The sequence below is a fragment of the Alteromonas sp. CH_MED4-4 genome, assembly GCF_037029575.1.
Classification (GTDB): Bacteria; Pseudomonadota; Gammaproteobacteria; order Enterobacterales; family Alteromonadaceae; genus Alteromonas; species Alteromonas macleodii.
On the sequence record NZ_JAYMEU010000009.1, the window covers coordinates 43748 to 60136 of the forward strand.

Sequence of the window (16389 nt, forward strand, 5' to 3'; positions counted from 1 at the left end):
ACTAGTGGTTATTGTGATTAGTAAGCATCTTAATAAAGGTTTGGTTCATATCGCTACCCTCTTTTAAGAACTCGTAGTTAAGCAAGTGGTCTGCCCCTTGGTAGTTTATGTGCTTACACTTCTGTTTAGTGCGCGCATTCATTTTTTCACAAACTGTTTCAGCCATAGTAGGCGAGGGCCAAATTTCATCGTTTTCGCCAGTCATTAACACAACATCGGCGCTGATTTTCTGTACAGGAATATTAGCTTTACCGTTGTCTGCTCGATTTTCTAAAGATTGCGTATAGAGATCTAGCAAACCATTAACTTCACCCGACGGGTTGAAAGGAACAAACGCTACGTCTTGCCCGTCGTAAGTCCAGCTGGAACCAGGCACTTTACTCCAATCTTTCAAAATACCTGCCCAAACAACAGAGCTAGGCGCAATAGCAACCACATTTGAAATACTTGGTTCTTTTGACGCTAGAAGAAGTGACAGTTCAGCGCCTTTCGACCAGCCAACTACAATAATGTTGTCCGGCGTGGTTTCGGGTTGTGATTTTAACCACGACATAGCCTGAATTACATATTCAAGAGGTATTCTCTCTAACTCTGGTGGTAAGCCTTCTTCCTTAAAATAAGCTAAAGCTAGGGTAGGGAATCCCGCTTCAACGATTGGACTAGCGAGCTTTTCTGGCACGCCGCCTTCGGATCCTCCAAGCACTAAAACGCCAACTTTACGTTCTTGTGACTCTGAAGAGTAATACGTAGCAACAAAACCATCATCTTCTATTTTTAGCGAGCGCGTAGAGGCTTCACACGAGAAAGAGACTAGCAAGGAAAAGAAAAAGTAGATAAGTAAGGTTTGTGTTTTCATTTTTTTACCCGTTTTTTTAACATAAAGTTAAGGTTGAGTACTCAACTGAAATAGCGCGTTCGATTATTCAATGGTCTTATGATTTTGTATATCGTTGCATATTTCGCAATGGATCCGCTTTTTAAAATTGTAAATGCGGCGAGCTGCAAATATAGAAATGGATATAAAAGCCCATGTAACCCCGAATTCAAGAGAGTAGGAAAAAGACTGGCCTTTAAAGTATTGAACACTGGAAAAAGTAGTGGCCAGCAAGGGAAATGCGACTAGGTATTGTAAAGTCCATTTTTTTATAGGCATTGTCGTTCCTTCGTAAATTTTCAAAATATAGATTTAGGCTATCACTAGTGTTCATCTACATATAAGCGTTGATAAAATGCGTGTCAATTTTCACCTTAAGATTGCTCATACATTTTAATAGGCATTCCATTTTCATTTCTGAGTATTCTTTTTGATTTTTTTCTTTCTAACTCAGCTTTCCATTCTGGCTTAATCACAAGATAGTAATAAACGATAAAGCCTAGCCATGATAATAAAAACGACATCAAGAACCAGATGACCTTGTTATTACCAGAAGCCTTTTTAGATATAAGTGCTAGAACCCAAGGTAGGATATTTATTGTGAAAAAAGAGATAAAAAGTACAAGTAAAAACGATAAGTTCATAAAATATCCTTTCTTATTAAACTATCTAATAGAGAACACGGCAGCCATCTAAGATGTGAAACTCGTGTGCGAAAATTAGAATCTACGTGTCGGGATCCGTGCTTACGTATTTCAACGGCCAGTTCGAGCTCCTTACTAGTTTGCCTTCTGACCTTGGAAACATCAATGATTCTCCAATTCAGGCTTGGGGTAACTACTTTTAAAACTAAATGCATCCTGAGATTCTCCATTTTCCCGAAGATGGTCTAATTTAGTGATAGCTTCCTGAAGGGTTGGAATATGACCCTTCGGTATCCACCAAAGCACATAAGATGCTTCGCTTAAGGGCAAAAACCACTCTTTTTTACGCTTAAGGAAATCAATGTGATGCGTCTTGAACATGAAGTTCTTAAGGGACTCTACGCTTTCCCAAGCAGACATGTTAACAATGATATCTGGGGTATTTTCTACCTCTATATTAGTGGCATCACCTGATTCGTCTTTCAAACGCCAGATAAATCCTGGACTTTGTTCAGCAATGGCGTTGATAGGGTCTAAGTTATTTACAAAGTCCGCCATTTCGGGGGACTCCAAGTTAAACCTGACTTTTCCAATATTCAATTGAGCGAGATGCATATTGTCTCCTTGACTTTTAACTTAGAGAACGCGTTTTATAAAGTTAGACTAGGTCTAGTACTTTGAAGTGTCTGTCTTGGAATTAGTTTACGCATTTTCCAAATAACGTACTTTTGAATGGAGAAAACGAATAGTTAGCTCCAATTTTAAAACAGTTGCTTGAGCAGTCTGCTCAGATGCCAGTTCAGCACATTGGCACCCGAAAACAAAAAACAAAGTTAAAAGATTCCTTTTCATTGACCTAAACCTCTTATTGCACAAGACACTAAGTGCCTAGTTACATTCACTCGTTTGCAATGGAATAAACTGTGTCAGCACAAAAGTTACAGATAGCACCATCTTTACCTGTTATGAGCTTGGTTACTTCTTGTCGTGATTTTCCGCAAAAGCTACAAACTAAAAGCGAAGATTCCTTTTTGAAAGGTTCGTATTCGGTAGGCTTGATAGTACAGCTGTTACCCAAGCATAGTTGGATAACATCGTTTTCTGATAATTGATGTAACCCCCAATCTTGCGTATGCGTGTCGCCAACACTGAATGAGGTGACACTTAAAACAAATGATTCTGAGTTTTGTAGCTTTTCAATTCGAATCTCTAGAGCATCTTCGATATTCGCACCCACGTCAAAAGCTTCCAATCCATTGATTTCAATTCTACAAGACTTCATCCTTACTCCTGTAAACAAAAAGTACCCAGATAGAGGGCTGTAGCACGTGGGCTAAAATGTGAAGCAGCCCACATGTATGGTTCCTAGGGAATTTGCGAGCGAGTTTATTCCATTGTTCGGTGCGTGCATCTTTAAATCACCACGTTAGGGGCTTTACCATGAAAGTCCAAGTACAGTTTTTTGAGATTATCTGGTACCAGAGGCCAGCCACGTTCAATACCTTCTTTGGTACCTTTCCAAAATAAGTGCTCTGTATAATATACATCTATGTACTCGAATTCTGCTTCGGTTGCAGTATCTAGTTTTTCGCTTATGTACAGCAACTGTTCTAATGCTTCTTCTAAATTACCTTGGTTAAACAAAATGGTTGTCAAATTTGCGAACTCTTCCATTAGAAATGTGAGTGCCCAATTTTCATGTTTTTCCATAAGAGGCACAACGTCAGGAAATTTAGTACGTATCTCTTTTAACAATTGTCTTATTTCTGATTTAGCCATTGATTTCTCAGAAGCTTCTAACATTAAGCTAAGAGGCGCATATGCGCTGAGCATAATGGCGAAGCTGCCCCGCATATATGCCTTCTAGTGACCAACGGGAACGGCTTTATTTGTTTGTTACATCGCAAGACCTCTGAACCTCCCTACGACCTTTTTATCGGGTATTTGACAATGCTTTGTACCACCGAAAAGCTTAATACGGTTGCGAGCAAAAATTCTGTAGAAGAAGTCTCTAAAAGAACGCGGCAAGATTTTAGTTACACCGAATAAAAACCAGAACCCAGTTAAGTCTTTTGCGATTTCTAGTGCAGCGTCAGACCAAAGAAAAACGTTTCCGTTCTTAACTAACATAAAAGTATCAACACCTACAGTATCAACTTTGTAACGTTCGATAACTTCTTGAGCATATTCTGATTGCATTGGTGAGAATATAAAACGTTCAGTTTTGTCGCGCTTCAAAATAAAGGCAACTGCTCCATTACAGAAGTTACACACCCCATCGTAAATAACTAAGTCCTTGTCTTCCATCGAACTATCCCGCGATATAACGCTAAGCTTTGAGGCAGTGACGTAGCGACATATCTACGAAGTGCCGTTGCGTTACTGTCCCAGTGACCAAAGGGAACGCGTTAAGCGCCTCGTTAAACACAAGTTTCAGCTAACGAAGTGCTGGCTTGCGATGTGTTTGAAAGCATTTTCTCCATACTTTGTTTTAGAACCATTACTTCCTTGGCCCTATTTTCGTTAAGAATTTGATGGCCAAGCTCTAGTAATTCGATGCGTGTTCTGACGAAACTACAGATGGCTTGTTTTGCGTTTTCTAATTCACCATTTTCTATTTGTTGATGAACAGAAGAAAGATGAATAATGCTGCTATATAACTCTGTAGAGTTTGAACTAGCGCCCGCCGACGTACTGATATATGCGCCGAGAAATAATCCCGAAGTAAAAATGGCTATTGAGAATAGTGAACAAATAATCTTATGTTTCATTCAATACTTCCTTGTGCATAACGCCTAAATATGGGGCACAAACAGGCAGGCTATAATGGCGAAGCCGCGCACGTGTTTGCGTCCCAGCGAGCGGTAGCGAGTGACATAATTTGTTTGTTATGTTGCAATGCTCACTAGTCCCAGCACGCTTAGTAGCGCCCATGCGCCAATGGAAATTTTTTGTAATCTGTTAAATTTAAAATTTGATTGTGCAAGCTTTTTTGCGCTTACAGCGGTAATGAAAAAGAAGGCAGCCATGCAGCTCGTAGCCAGCGCCAGTATTATGAGGTTGTAGTTGAAAAGCAATCCGTGAACCAAAATAAGCATTGCGACCGTTAAAAATCCAAATACTATCCTGACACCAAGTATATCAACCTGCATAAAACAGCCTCCGTTTTACCAATTCCTTTCTGCAACATAACACCCCACATAAGGGGCAGTAACACGTGGGCTAAAATCCGAGCGAAGCGACAGAGCCCACGTGTTACTGTCCCAGCGAGCCTGCGAGCGGCTTAATGTGATTGTTATGTTTACTTGCCTAAAAAGCGCAGTTGTATTTTTAACATAAACGCCAGCAGTAATCCGCAAACAATAGGTGTTGCCAATATAAAGTTTACTCTTCCTTGATGCCAATTTTGAGAAAGCCAATAAATAACAAAGAGTACTGAATAAACAGGAAACAGCACCATTAACTTGCTTTTTTGTACTGCCACCTTTGTGTATTGCCCTAGGGCCAGTGACATAAAGAAGAGAAAAGAAAAAACGAAATAAGTTATATACAGAGTATTGTATATAGCTTCCAGCAATGGATTTTGAATAAGGAGTATGAAGAATAGAATGCTCAACCCAATAAATGGATAGCGCGCCGTTTTAATACTCATTAATGCCTAATTCCTAGGGTAAACATAACTTTTAAATAAGGGGCGCAGGCATGTGGGGCATAATGGCGAAGCCGCCCCGCATGTATGCGTCCCAGCGAACGAAGTGAGCGTCAACAGTTGTTTGTTAGTTTTTGTTTAGCTCTAAACTATCAGGATCTAACGTAAAGTATTCATTTACTTCATAATCTAGCATTGGGCGACCAAGAAATGTTTTGGTTCCAGATTCTTTGTTTGGCCAGTAAACTGAGTATGGGAGTACATTCATATGCTTATAAACTTTAACGATTTGTGGAGCGCCGCCTATATGTGGGTATTTTTCATCACGAATCATTTCAATCAAAACTTCAAGCGGCTCCATATCTAGACCTGGGATGTTAGCAATACCTTTTGAATGTATAAGCTTTGTCATTTTCCGCCTCGCAACATCCGTATTATTGCCTATGAAGGCATAATATTTCGTACCATCGGCTCTCTTTATATGATTAGACGCTTTGCGAAAATGAAATTCATCTTTATCTTGATCGTAATATAGTGTCCAAATCTTAAAGCTATTCGTTTTCCAAGAATATCCAGCAAATAAAAACATCGCATCTGGTACTTCAAATGCATCGCTACCTTTTGGAAGATCATGAATATGCTCTCTCATTCCTTCGATAACTTTTAGGATGTGCCCTTTTAAATCTGTTATATCTATGGCGCGAGATGACGATTTTGTATGCATGGAGATAGAATTATTTATTTGTACCATCATTGGATATGCATATTGTGTGTTTCCAGCAAAACATAAAACAGAGTCCTGTCTTACAAGGGGAATTATTTTCGGACAGCAATCCCAAGCCCTTCCCCATCGAAGTCTACTATCAGTTGCTATTACTAACTCCTCTGTGTTTTTTACTTTTCTAATCCATGCTACTGATAGAGTCACGATTCCTCCCTAAAGAACTAACGCCCGCATTTGCGGCTGCTTTGAAGCGCAGCGGAAAAGCAGTCCGACAACATGCGCTTGTTAAGCCTTGCCGCCATAAATTTCGGTGATGAATTGCTGAACATCAGCTACCTCTCTTTCAGTTTTTGTAATGACGACTTCTTGACCCTCTGAAAGAGCCGGAATAAATAGTATTCCATGGTTAATACTAGCAGCACTCATATAGGTGTATAGCTGTTCACGCCCGCTAACTCTGATTGCTGAGGGGTTCATAATCGGACTTTTGAGTTCAACAATAACTTTTTCATCTCCTTTTTCCAAAATAAGATCCGGCCTTAACACTCTACCATTACCAATTCGAATTATTTGATCAGAAAATATTGTAATGTCTGGAGCTACAGCGCTAAGAAAGCCATGTAGACTTCCCATGACTTCGGCCTCAAGAAATCTAGGAGCGTGTCCTCTTTGTATTTTTGGCGTTTCCTGACAGTAGGAAGTAAGCAAGAAAATCACTTGCTCATAAAACCCCATTTCAGATGAAGCTTTCAGTTTATCAGCAAACAACTTGGCTTCTTTTTCTTCTTTATCCTTCGCGTGCTTTCCTATCATTTGATCTAGTAGAATATTGAAAAATGCATAGATATTAACTATTGCCAAAAATGCTTCTTGTTCGGAGAAATACAACTTATAGTCATGAGTGGATTTATTACGCCATTCTTTTCTGTAGTTTGAAAATAGCTCGAGAACTCTTTCTTTTAGAAGATTATTTGTTTCAAGATACTTTTCTATATCGTTTGGTGTTTTTCTTCCTGCAGCTTCACCAGTCAATACGACATAAGCCTCTTTTAAAGCACCTTCGAAGGCCTGGTTAGTACGGTAAACGACATCATTGAACAAATAGTCTTCGCCTCCCTGCCCATTGCTAAGGTGCTTTTCAGCAATTTCAATGTGATTTAATACGCATTCAATTCCAAGATAATTGCTAGTACCTTCAAAAACCTTGCTTTTATCTTTTATTAGCTTAGATAGATCCATATTCCTACTCGAAGGCTTAACGCCGCAAGAAACGGCGAGTTTACGAGTCCGATTTGCTTGCCTTGTTAAGTCGTAATTCGTACTCGGTTAATTTAACTAGGAAATCATCAATAAACGATAATTCCCTCTCTTTGCTTGCTAGAGATTTTGCAAAATTTGCTTCAACTCTAATCTCTTGGCACTGTGCAATTGAGGCTCCGTCCATGCCATATAGAATCCCCGAAGGCCATTCATGTACGCAATGTGACAACCAACTCAAAATACTTTGTAAAAGTAATTCATTACCTTCTTCCATGCTCGGATCAATTTCGTGGCATTTCCTATAAAAATCCATTTCAACATTAGAGCCAAGTTCTTCAAAGATACCTTTGGTTTGATATACATTCTGAACCAGCTTTCCTAGCCACAACGTTGAATTATAGTCACTGCGCTCATAGCCTTTCTTTAGTACGGGGTAAACAAGATCAATAAAGACCTCATGCCTAATGCAGCTATGCCTGTTTTTTTCTAGCTTTGGCAAATAACTCCATACCCAACTCTTTATTTCATCGTCATTTTCAAATGAATCAACAAACTGCTTGATCGAAGCAGCGGCCTTCTTCTTGAGGCCTAACTCAAGCTCCGATTCAAATCTTTCGAAGTATTCAATATTCATAGAGACTTAACACCCCCATAAGGGGCAGTAATACGTGGGCTAAAATCCGAGCGAAGCGACAGAGCCCACGTGTTACTGTCCCAGCGAAGCGACTTAATGTGATTGTTAGACTTCACCTCATGCGATGTTGTAACTCTGTATCACCAGTGCATTCTATATAAAGTTTTTGAAACTTATCCTTTATATCAGGAAGCTCATCTAACGCATACTCGCAAAAACCTTCAGCATAGTGTTCTCCCTTTGGAGTTTCATGAATGAAGTCAAACACCCCATGTCTAAGATGTTGAAGTTCAGCAACTCCTTTACCATATTCTATGCTCCTGGAATAAAAATCCTCATCTAATTCTGCTATTTCGGTAATCAATTGAGTAAAGACTTGGTCCTTTATTTCAGGAACAAAAATACCACCGCCACCACCATCTGGGCGAACGTACTCAAATCGTTCCGTTCCTGAAGTAGAACTAATGATTTGATATAAGGTTTCTGGGGGCATTTCTTTAACTTTTTTAACTATACTCTCGATCTGTTTCCAAACCCAATAATTGAGTTTTATCTCCTCAGCCAATATTGTCTTTAGTGCCTTTATTTTCCGATTTTTCGATGCATTTTTACGGTAGGCTTCCAATACTTCTTTTATGATGAAAAGTGTAATTGCGACAATCGCGCCTATTGATAGTGGATTCATATTATCTGTCATATCAAGATGATTGAACTCTTCAATTGCTAGAAAGAAAAGGCTAAATAGAAAGTAAGCAAAAGCTATCGCGGTTATGCCAAAAATAGCACCGAAAATTTCTGGTAATAAAGTCCTAAGAATGTTCAAGACAAGAGATTCCAAACGTGAAGTCTAACGCTAAGCTAACGGGCAGTGACGTAGCGGTATAATCGCGAAGCGCCGCTGCGTTACTGTCCCAGTGAACGAAGTGAGCGAGTTAAGCGCTTTGTTATATCCCGTTGCTTCCATTTCTACTTTGACTCCTTTCAAGTTTATCGAGTTTTGAGTTTACTTCATCTAGTGAAGTTTGAATTTGGCGCAATACAGGGTTTGACCGTGCATGATTTCTTATTTCTTCTTCTCTGAACCCTAATTTTGAATCCATATAGCCAAGGACTAGCGAGCAAAGCACAAATAAAACCAAGATTACTGGTACAGCAATGAGTGGTTTTTCTAAAACAAACTGGCTTACAGGGTTGTTGTCCAATGAGTTGATAAAGACAAAAATGATTAGCAAGAATTGAATGTATCCAATGTACATTTTGGACCGGTCTATATAGACCTTCCAACGAATCAATGTTTGTTTATTGAATCCTTTTATCAAAAAAATCTCCTAGGGATATAACTTCCAAATATGGGGCGCAAACACGTGTGCAATAATGGCGAAGCCGCGCACGTGTTTGCGTCCCAGCGAGCGGCAGCGAGTGACATAATTTGTTTGTTATGTGGCACTTACTCGCACCTACTTCCTTTGTCTCTAACCACATAAGTAGCAAACTTATCAGATTCACTACCTGCGATAAGCTCATGTTCGAACCGACCATCCATTACATCAAACCAAAAGCATCTAATTTGTTTGTTTGGGTGATTAACCGAAATATCTTCGATCTTTTCATGAATTTCAGGGTCATCTAATAGTAGCTCGCCAAACAAAAAAGAAGCTTGAGCTTTATAAGTGTTGGGAGTTTCAGCATTAAGCAATTCCAAAACAACAGATTTGTAGCGGTGTTTATTACGAATAAATAACTCTGTTGCCCCATCGTCCATACCAGAACCTAAAGAGTACATCTTGTGGAGCAAGAAAACTTGAGCCTGGTTACTAAAGGCAATAATCGCAATCAAAGCTGACGTTAAAACTACAATTCCAATAAATATTTTCACTTAATCTTCCATGCCACATAACTTTTCAATAACGGGCGCATACACGTAGGGCATAATGGCGAAGCCGCCCTGCGTGTATGCGTCCCAGCGAACGAAGTGAGCGAGTTTATTGAGTTGTTAGGTGGCATTGTTTCCCCGAAGATATACACCAATATGGTCGCCCGAATACTTATGGTTTTTAAAGTTACCACGTTTGACAATTGGGATAGAGCCTAAAGTGTTGGTTATTTGTTGTTGAAGTTCTGGAGTGCTGAACTTTGAATCTTTTGGAACAACTATGAGTGGCGTGAATAAGAAGTGAGAGAAGTCTTGATGGCCACTTATTACGGTGTATCCACTTTTTTCTAATTTGATTCTCAGGTTAGTTAGCTTAGCTTCGCTAACTCCGTTTGAATGGAGGTGAATAGTAGGTTTAGCGACTGATGTGCACCCAACCAATACAATGATAAAAAATGACAGTAGTATCGTTTTCATCCCTGACACCTAACGCTAAGCTTTGGGGCGCTAGCACGTGGGCTAAAATCCGAGCGAAGCGAGCCAGCCCACGTGTTAGCGTCCCAGCGACCGGAGGGAGTGCCAACAGCGTTTTGTTAGGCGTACAACTGAAAGTACGCAGCTTTGCTGCCACCACTAGCCAAATAGACCGCGTGTTTAAATAATTGAATTTAAGATAAAACAACCTTGTGCGAAATGCCAGATGTTAAGGACATTGCTGGACAAACAAGCGAGTTTAGAAAAGTGGTGATGCAGAATGTTGGCGTTGCGGTGTTGAAAAAAAACGCGTTGCTAAAGCTATTGAAACTACCGAAAAAGCAAGCCGTAAAGACAACCTAGCGAAACAACCTTGATGTAGGAATGTCACGGCAGAACCTACTTTTTAATGCTGTAAGTAAATGACGCCTAACACCCCACTTAGGGGCACAAATACGCAGGCTATAATACGGAGCGAAGCGAAGGGAGCCTGCGTGTTTGTGTCCCAACGAGCGCCAGCGAGTGACTACAGTGTTTTGTTAGCTGCTTTTTGCATAAATATAGACATTCCCTGATTCGTTTTTGAATGAAACTCCTAATTTGGTTAATAGTTTTAGAAATTCACTCTCACAAGAAATAACTTGCTTTGGAACTAGTCTGCCTATTCTCTTTAAGTAACGCGGACGAACAAAAATCCACTCAAGATCCTCTAATGGATAAAGGCATAATGCAGACCAATCACCCAAATAGGTGACGTCTTCGTCGAAGATTTGAGGAAAAGGAGCGTGACCAAATTTCTTATATTGAAATGGAGGAGGAAATGGCAATTCTGTTTTTATTCCATCGATTAACATTTCCAATTCTGAAACATCCATTATGAAAAATCCTTTTTTGTTAATTGGGCAGCTAACTTTTCAATAACGGGCGCAGGCACGTAGGGCACAATGGCGAAGCCGCCCTGCGTGTATGCGTCCCAGCGAACGTAGTGAGTGAGTTTATTGGCTTGTTATGTGGCATGCTTATTCGAAGAAAGAATGCTAGCAGTAGCCAATACACTACCAATAAAGATACCGGTGATACAGAATGCTAGCCCGGCTTCTTGACCAGATAAAACACCAGACTGTAATTGCGAGTAAACAGGTGATAGACCGAAGTAAGCGCCGACAGCACAGCCAATAAAGCTGAATGACAAACCAATTTTAGTTCCTAGTTTCATAGTTAAAAATCCTTCTTATCTTGATTTACCTTTGACACATAACAATTTAATGTACAGAAAAAATCCTTTATGCAAGGTGGAAACTATCCGTATATCACTTATGAGCGTTTTGATATAATTACCCTAAAACAACCCATTAAACAAAAAATAAACGCTTTTAAGCATAAAAGCCGGAAAACATCCTTTTTATTTTCTTCATTTGTAAAAAGCTACGTTGCTGGCCATAAAAACAACGTTTATCTACACGTTATAAATAGGCATCTGGATGAATTTTATTAACCTTCCATTCACCGTCTTCTTTAATCAAGTCTAGGCTACGCAAGTCTTCAATTTTATCGTCGTTGTATGTTCCACTTAAAAATACGGTGATTGTCGATTTTTCTGCGAACTCGTTGCGGCCAACTCGGCCTGCACTTTGAGGAGTGATGGTGACGGTGTCATATTTAAGGTTTAAGAGGTGGCGCTGAACGTTACTGTTAGTGTGGTATCTCGTTAATATACGAGACAGTTTTTCGCTTGATAGTCGAATTGCTGTATCAAGGTTGTCATCTTCATAAACACTTTTGAGAAACGCTACGGTGGTGTACTCAGGGGTACTTTCATCAAGCATGCCGTACCGCCCGATGCCTTCTTCCTTTTTACCGCAAGCGGATAAAATCAACACTGTAAAAAGCCCGAACAGGGCGTACCACATACGCGTTTTCATTTGGATTACCTTAATGTAAAGAGGTCCGTTTCTTATTGATAGTTTTATATCTCAACGAAGTCAATGCGCTCGCCGCTTCGCTAATCTATGCTTTGATTATTCACAATATTGTGCACAAAAGCAAAGTAATAGAGTGGAAAAGTCAGGTGTTTGTGTTCATAAAACTTCATGAGAAACAGAAAAGAGTAGGCATAAAAAAACGAGGCACTAGGCCTCGTTTTTAAATAATTGAAACATTTTGGCGGTTATTGAACTTCTTCTTGTTCGTCGAACGCACCAGCAAACAGAGGGCTACTTAGGTAACGTTCTGTGCCGCTTGCTAGAAGTACTACAACCACTTTGTCTTTGTTTTCTGGGCGTTCAGCAAAACGCTTAGCAGCAACAACGGCTGCACCAGAAGAAATACCTGCAAGAATACCCTCGTCGGTCATTAACTTGCGCGCCATGTCCATACATTCTTCGTTGGTAACTTGCTCAACTTCGTCAATTAGGTCTAGGTCTAGGTTACCTGGAATGAAACCTGCGCCAATACCTTGAATTTTGTGTGGGCCAGGGGTTAATTCTTCGCCCGCAAGCGCTTGGGTAATTACTGGAGAGTCTGTTGGCTCAACAGCAATTGAAGTGATCGCTTTACCTTTCGTATTTTTAAGGTAGCGACTTACACCCGTGATAGTACCGCCCGTACCTACACCAGCTACGAATGCATCTACTTTACCGTCTGTATCTTCCCAAATTTCAGGGCCAGTGGTTTTTTCGTGAATAGCCGGGTTAGCCGGGTTGTCGAACTGTTGAAGCAATACGTATTTGTCTGGATCTGATGCCACAATTTCTTGTGCAGCGGCAACGGCACCTTTCATGCCCTTAGGCGCTTCAGTAAGAACAAGGTTTGCGCCCAAAGCTTTTAGAAGTTTGCGACGCTCAAGGCTCATGCTGCTAGGCATGGTTAGCGTTAGCTTATAACCGCGAGACGCTGCAACAAACGCCAAAGCGATACCTGTGTTACCACTGGTCGGCTCTACAATTTCTTTACCTTCGGTAAGGACACCGCGCTTTTCAGCATCCCAAATCATGTTTGCGCCAATACGGCACTTAACGCTGAAGCTTGGGTTACGCGATTCAATTTTTGCGTATACATTACCTGATGTTACGCGATTTAGCTTAACTAGTGGCGTGCGGCCAATAGATAGGGAATTGTCGTCAAATACGTTCATTATAAATCCTTACCTCGTTCCTTATTTTATAGGAAACCCCGTCTGTCGTGATCTGTACGACCTTTTTAATAGTTAATAATTCAACGCGTGTGATAGTTAATAATTCACAGCCTGAATTAGGGGATTTCGTCATACCCCTATATCATTGGTCCCAATCAGTAAAATGCAAAGTGCTTTTTAGCTATATGTTATATCTATGGGCAATCATGAGAAGGCCTTGATATTATAGTTAAAATTGCAAAGACGAAAAATTATACGGAGTACAACAATAATGGCTTTTAGTGGCACGTCTAATTATATCGCAACCAAAGACTTACAGCTGGCGGTTAACGCAGCTATTACGCTAGAGCGTCCGCTTTTAATTAAAGGCGAGCCGGGCACAGGTAAAACCATGCTTGCTGAAGAATTGGCCGAGAGTTTAGGCACCGAACTAATTCAGTGGCACATTAAATCAACCACTAAAGCACAGCAAGGTTTGTACGAATACGACGCAGTGTCACGCCTTCGCGACTCTCAACTTGGTGATGATCGCGTTCACGATATAAGCAACTACATCGTAAAAGGTAAATTATGGGAAGCCTTTAGCGCAGAAAAGCGCCCGGTACTATTAATTGATGAAATTGATAAGGCTGATATTGAGTTTCCCAACGACTTGCTGCTAGAGCTCGATAAGATGGAATTCTTCGTTTATGAAACACAAGAACGTGTAGTCGCGAAGCAGCGTCCGATTGTTATTATTACATCGAACAACGAAAAAGAGCTGCCAGATGCTTTCCTGCGCCGTTGTTTCTTCCACTACATTCAGTTCCCGAATCCAGAGGAAATGCAAGAAATCGTTAACGTACATTTCCCAGATTTAAAGAAAAAGCTGCTTGATGAAGCGTTAAAGGCTTTCTTTGAAATTCGAGATGTACCAGGGCTTAAGAAAAAGCCTTCTACCTCTGAACTTATCGACTGGTTGAAGCTTTTAGTTGCTGAAGATATCCCACCAGAAGCGCTTCACTCAAAAGACGGAAAAGCTACTATTCCTCCACTTTACGGGGCACTACTTAAAAACGAACAAGACATACATTTGTTTGAAAAACTGGTCTTTATGGCGCGTCGCTAATGCTTATTCAGTTTTTTTATACACTGCGAAAATATCAGGTTAAAACCACGCTGCGCGAGTTGCTGGATTTGCTTAGTGCGCTTGAAAAGCACGTGGTGTATGCCGATATCGAAGCGTTCTACAGTTTGTCGCGTACCATAATGGTGAAGGACGAAACGCAGTACGATAAGTTCGACAGGGCGTTTGCTGAATATTTTGAAGGTGTCGAATCTGTCGATCTATTCGGTAAAGATATCCCTGAAGAATGGCTGCGTAAGGAAATCGAAAAAAATTTAAGCCCTGAAGAGCGTGAGGCGCTGCGTAAAGCCGGTGGCCTTGAAGAACTGATGGAAACGTTGAAAAAGCGCTTAGAAGAACAAGAAAAGCGTCACCAAGGTGGAAATAAATGGGTGGGCACCGGCGGAACATCCCCGTTTGGCGCTTATGGCGACAATCCAGAAGGTGTGCGAATAGGGCAAAAGGGAAACAGAAAGTTTTCGGCAGTAAAAGTATGGGATAAACGCGAGTTTAAAAACCTAAGCTCTGATGTAGAACTGGGTACGCGTAACATAAAAGTGGCCCTTAGGAAGCTACGCAAGTTTGCTCGCACAGGCGCAAGTGAGCAGCTAGATGTGCCAACAACCATAGGTGAGACAGCTAAAAAAGGCGGTTTACTCGATATCCACATGTCACCAGAACGTCACAATGCGGTAAAAGTGTTGATGTTTTTTGATGTGGGCGGCTCTATGGACCCACACGTAAAAAGTACTCAAGAGCTTTTCTCTGCGGTGCAAAGCGAGTTTAAATACTTAGAGTACTTTTATTTCCACAACTGCGTGTATGAGGAGGTGTGGAAAGATAACCTTCGTCGCAATAAAGAACGCATTCCTATTTGGGATATCATTCATCGCTACGGAAAAGACTACAAGGTTATTTTCGTAGGTGACGCTACCATGGGGCCGTATGAAATAACGTATCCAGGTGGCAGTGTAGAGCATTGGAATGAAGAGCCGGGCAGTGTGTGGATGCAGCGCTTATTGAACCACTTTAACAACGCTGTGTGGCTTAATCCGCAAGCTGAGAATTACTGGCCGTATTATTCGTCTATCAAAATTATTCGTGAAATTATGGAAGACAGAATGTATGGGCTTACGCTTGAAGGGTTAACGGCTGCTATTAAAGGGCTTAGCAGAAGCCGCTAAGCCCTTTGACGTGTCACGTTTTATTTCTTTGATATAACGGATATTGAATTGAAGTCGGAAAATTATGCCGTAGCACTTGTGGTGTTGGCGGGCGGAAAGAGCGCTCGCTACAAGGGTAATAAGCTTTTATCGGAACACCCAATTTCTGCGCTTTCTCTTATACAACACAGTGTGGGGGAGGTAGTTAGTGCGCGCAATGACTTAGCGTTAACCAGTGAATTACCCATTACTGTTGTTACGGGTAAATGGCATGATTCCGTAAATACGCAGCTAAAACACTCTCCATGTAAGGTTTCTGAACTACCCATCAGTATCGTTCACAACGCTAATTGGGATGAAGGCCTTGCATCAAGTATTCGCACTGGACTCACGCATCTTTTAAGCCTTTCATCACTGTCGAAATCAGTATCCCCGACAGCAAAGGGCTTGTGTACAAGACCTACTCACGTGCTATTCACGTTGGCCGATTTGCCGAGTCTTAATGCACAAGACTTCGTTCGCCTTATCAACTCTTCTTATGCGAACCCTAATCACATAGTATGCAGTGAATGGCAAAAGCAGGGAGAGAACAATAGTCGATTAACCGTACCTGCTATCTTTCCTGAAGCGGTATTTAGTGAACTGCTAGCGCTAAGTGGCGATATGGGGGCTAAGCCGGTTATTAAGAAGTATGCGAAACTAGGTAGGGTAACGGCTGTGTCTATACCTAACGCACAATTTGATATAGACACGCCACAAGACTGGGACAAACTAAAAAGCAGGGGGTAACTGCTTTGGTTCAATTGAACATTTTAAACTCGCCCTTCGGGAAGGTCTGGCAAGCTTCTGACTGGGC

23 protein-coding genes are annotated in these 16389 nt (G+C 40.9%); 4 read left to right on the forward strand and 19 right to left on the reverse strand.

Annotated elements, in window-relative coordinates:
• Nucleotide 1 precedes the first annotated feature (1 nt).
• From WA381_RS08130 to WA381_RS08200, 15 genes are all read right to left on the reverse strand, one after another.
• Nucleotides 2-856, reverse strand: a complete 855-nt coding sequence (locus WA381_RS08130) for an acyl-CoA thioester hydrolase/BAAT C-terminal domain-containing protein (protein WP_156086481.1) — start codon at nucleotides 854-856, stop codon at nucleotides 2-4.
• Between the two features lie 392 nt (nucleotides 857-1248).
• Nucleotides 1249-1518: a hypothetical protein gene (locus WA381_RS08135; protein ID WP_014949705.1), complete on the reverse strand. Its 270-nt coding sequence runs from the start codon at nucleotides 1516-1518 to the stop codon at nucleotides 1249-1251.
• 162 nt (nucleotides 1519-1680) lie between these two features.
• A complete protein-coding gene (locus WA381_RS08140; RefSeq protein WP_014976714.1) occupies nucleotides 1681-2133 on the reverse strand; it encodes a DUF3291 domain-containing protein in 453 nt (150 codons plus the stop codon).
• A 283-nt stretch (nucleotides 2134-2416) separates the two neighbouring features.
• Nucleotides 2417-2800, reverse strand: coding sequence for a ClpX C4-type zinc finger protein (locus WA381_RS08145; RefSeq protein WP_014976713.1), 384 nt, complete (start codon nucleotides 2798-2800; stop codon nucleotides 2417-2419).
• A gap of 131 nt (nucleotides 2801-2931) precedes the next feature.
• Nucleotides 2932-3297, reverse strand: coding sequence for a DUF7674 family protein (locus WA381_RS08150; protein ID WP_044583858.1), 366 nt, complete (start codon nucleotides 3295-3297; stop codon nucleotides 2932-2934).
• A 117-nt stretch (nucleotides 3298-3414) separates the two neighbouring features.
• Nucleotides 3415-3825, reverse strand: coding sequence for a thiol-disulfide oxidoreductase DCC family protein (locus WA381_RS08155; protein WP_014976711.1), 411 nt, complete (start codon nucleotides 3823-3825; stop codon nucleotides 3415-3417).
• Between the two features lie 113 nt (nucleotides 3826-3938).
• Complete coding sequence (locus tag WA381_RS08160; protein ID WP_014949701.1) at nucleotides 3939-4289, reverse strand: hypothetical protein; 351 nt, start codon at nucleotides 4287-4289, stop codon at nucleotides 3939-3941.
• A 117-nt stretch (nucleotides 4290-4406) separates the two neighbouring features.
• Nucleotides 4407-4670 (reverse strand): hypothetical protein, encoded by a 264-nt coding sequence (locus WA381_RS08165; protein ID WP_014976710.1) that lies wholly within the window; start codon nucleotides 4668-4670, stop codon nucleotides 4407-4409.
• A gap of 149 nt (nucleotides 4671-4819) precedes the next feature.
• Nucleotides 4820-5170 carry a hypothetical protein gene (locus WA381_RS08170; RefSeq protein ID WP_014976709.1) on the reverse strand — a complete coding sequence of 117 codons (351 nt, stop codon included), beginning with the start codon at nucleotides 5168-5170 and terminating at the stop codon, nucleotides 4820-4822.
• A 124-nt stretch (nucleotides 5171-5294) separates the two neighbouring features.
• Complete coding sequence (locus WA381_RS08175) at nucleotides 5295-6095, reverse strand: hypothetical protein (RefSeq protein WP_150141304.1); 801 nt, start codon at nucleotides 6093-6095, stop codon at nucleotides 5295-5297.
• Nucleotides 6096-6176: 81 nt separating this feature from the next.
• Entirely contained in the window at nucleotides 6177-7130 is a 954-nt protein-coding gene (locus WA381_RS08180; RefSeq protein WP_150141393.1) for a hypothetical protein, read from the reverse strand.
• A gap of 40 nt (nucleotides 7131-7170) precedes the next feature.
• A complete protein-coding gene (locus WA381_RS08185) occupies nucleotides 7171-7785 on the reverse strand; it encodes a hypothetical protein (protein WP_014976706.1) in 615 nt (204 codons plus the stop codon).
• Nucleotides 7786-7897: 112 nt separating this feature from the next.
• Entirely contained in the window at nucleotides 7898-8623 is a 726-nt protein-coding gene (locus WA381_RS08190) for a hypothetical protein (RefSeq protein ID WP_156086480.1), read from the reverse strand.
• Between the two features lie 106 nt (nucleotides 8624-8729).
• The gene (locus tag WA381_RS08195) at nucleotides 8730-9104 is read right to left on the reverse strand and encodes a hypothetical protein (RefSeq protein WP_014976704.1); all 375 of its coding nucleotides are present in this window, start codon (nucleotides 9102-9104) and stop codon (nucleotides 8730-8732) included.
• Between the two features lie 128 nt (nucleotides 9105-9232).
• Complete coding sequence (locus WA381_RS08200; protein ID WP_014976703.1) at nucleotides 9233-9661, reverse strand: hypothetical protein; 429 nt, start codon at nucleotides 9659-9661, stop codon at nucleotides 9233-9235.
• Between the two features lie 452 nt (nucleotides 9662-10113).
• Between WA381_RS08200 and WA381_RS08205 the strand changes: the two genes are divergently transcribed.
• Nucleotides 10114-10320, forward strand: a complete 207-nt coding sequence (locus WA381_RS08205) for a hypothetical protein (protein WP_197044412.1) — start codon at nucleotides 10114-10116, stop codon at nucleotides 10318-10320.
• Nucleotides 10321-10671: 351 nt separating this feature from the next.
• Here the strand turns inward: WA381_RS08205 and WA381_RS08210 are convergent, their stop codons facing one another.
• From WA381_RS08210 to cysK, 4 genes are all read right to left on the reverse strand, one after another.
• Entirely contained in the window at nucleotides 10672-11007 is a 336-nt protein-coding gene (locus WA381_RS08210; protein ID WP_014976701.1) for a DUF6678 family protein, read from the reverse strand.
• A 131-nt stretch (nucleotides 11008-11138) separates the two neighbouring features.
• Complete coding sequence (locus WA381_RS08215) at nucleotides 11139-11348, reverse strand: hypothetical protein (protein WP_156085915.1); 210 nt, start codon at nucleotides 11346-11348, stop codon at nucleotides 11139-11141.
• Between the two features lie 247 nt (nucleotides 11349-11595).
• Entirely contained in the window at nucleotides 11596-12054 is a 459-nt protein-coding gene (locus WA381_RS08220; protein WP_014949692.1) for a hypothetical protein, read from the reverse strand.
• Between the two features lie 245 nt (nucleotides 12055-12299).
• Nucleotides 12300-13265 carry a cysteine synthase A gene (cysK, locus tag WA381_RS08225; protein ID WP_014949690.1) on the reverse strand — a complete coding sequence of 322 codons (966 nt, stop codon included), beginning with the start codon at nucleotides 13263-13265 and terminating at the stop codon, nucleotides 12300-12302.
• 271 nt (nucleotides 13266-13536) lie between these two features.
• Between cysK and WA381_RS08230 the strand changes: the two genes are divergently transcribed.
• The 3 genes from WA381_RS08230 to WA381_RS08240 are packed head-to-tail and all read left to right on the forward strand — an operon-like array spanning nucleotide 13537 to nucleotide 16322.
• Nucleotides 13537-14373: an AAA family ATPase gene (locus WA381_RS08230; RefSeq protein WP_014976699.1), complete on the forward strand. Its 837-nt coding sequence runs from the start codon at nucleotides 13537-13539 to the stop codon at nucleotides 14371-14373.
• On the forward strand, nucleotides 14373-15554 hold the full coding sequence (locus WA381_RS08235) for a vWA domain-containing protein (protein WP_014976698.1): 1182 nt from the start codon (nucleotides 14373-14375) through the stop codon (nucleotides 15552-15554). Before WA381_RS08230 ends, WA381_RS08235 begins: the two co-directional genes overlap by 1 nt.
• 48 nt (nucleotides 15555-15602) lie before the next feature.
• Complete coding sequence (locus tag WA381_RS08240; protein WP_014976697.1) at nucleotides 15603-16322, forward strand: nucleotidyltransferase family protein; 720 nt, start codon at nucleotides 15603-15605, stop codon at nucleotides 16320-16322.
• The last annotated feature ends 67 nt before the right edge of the window (nucleotides 16323-16389 follow it).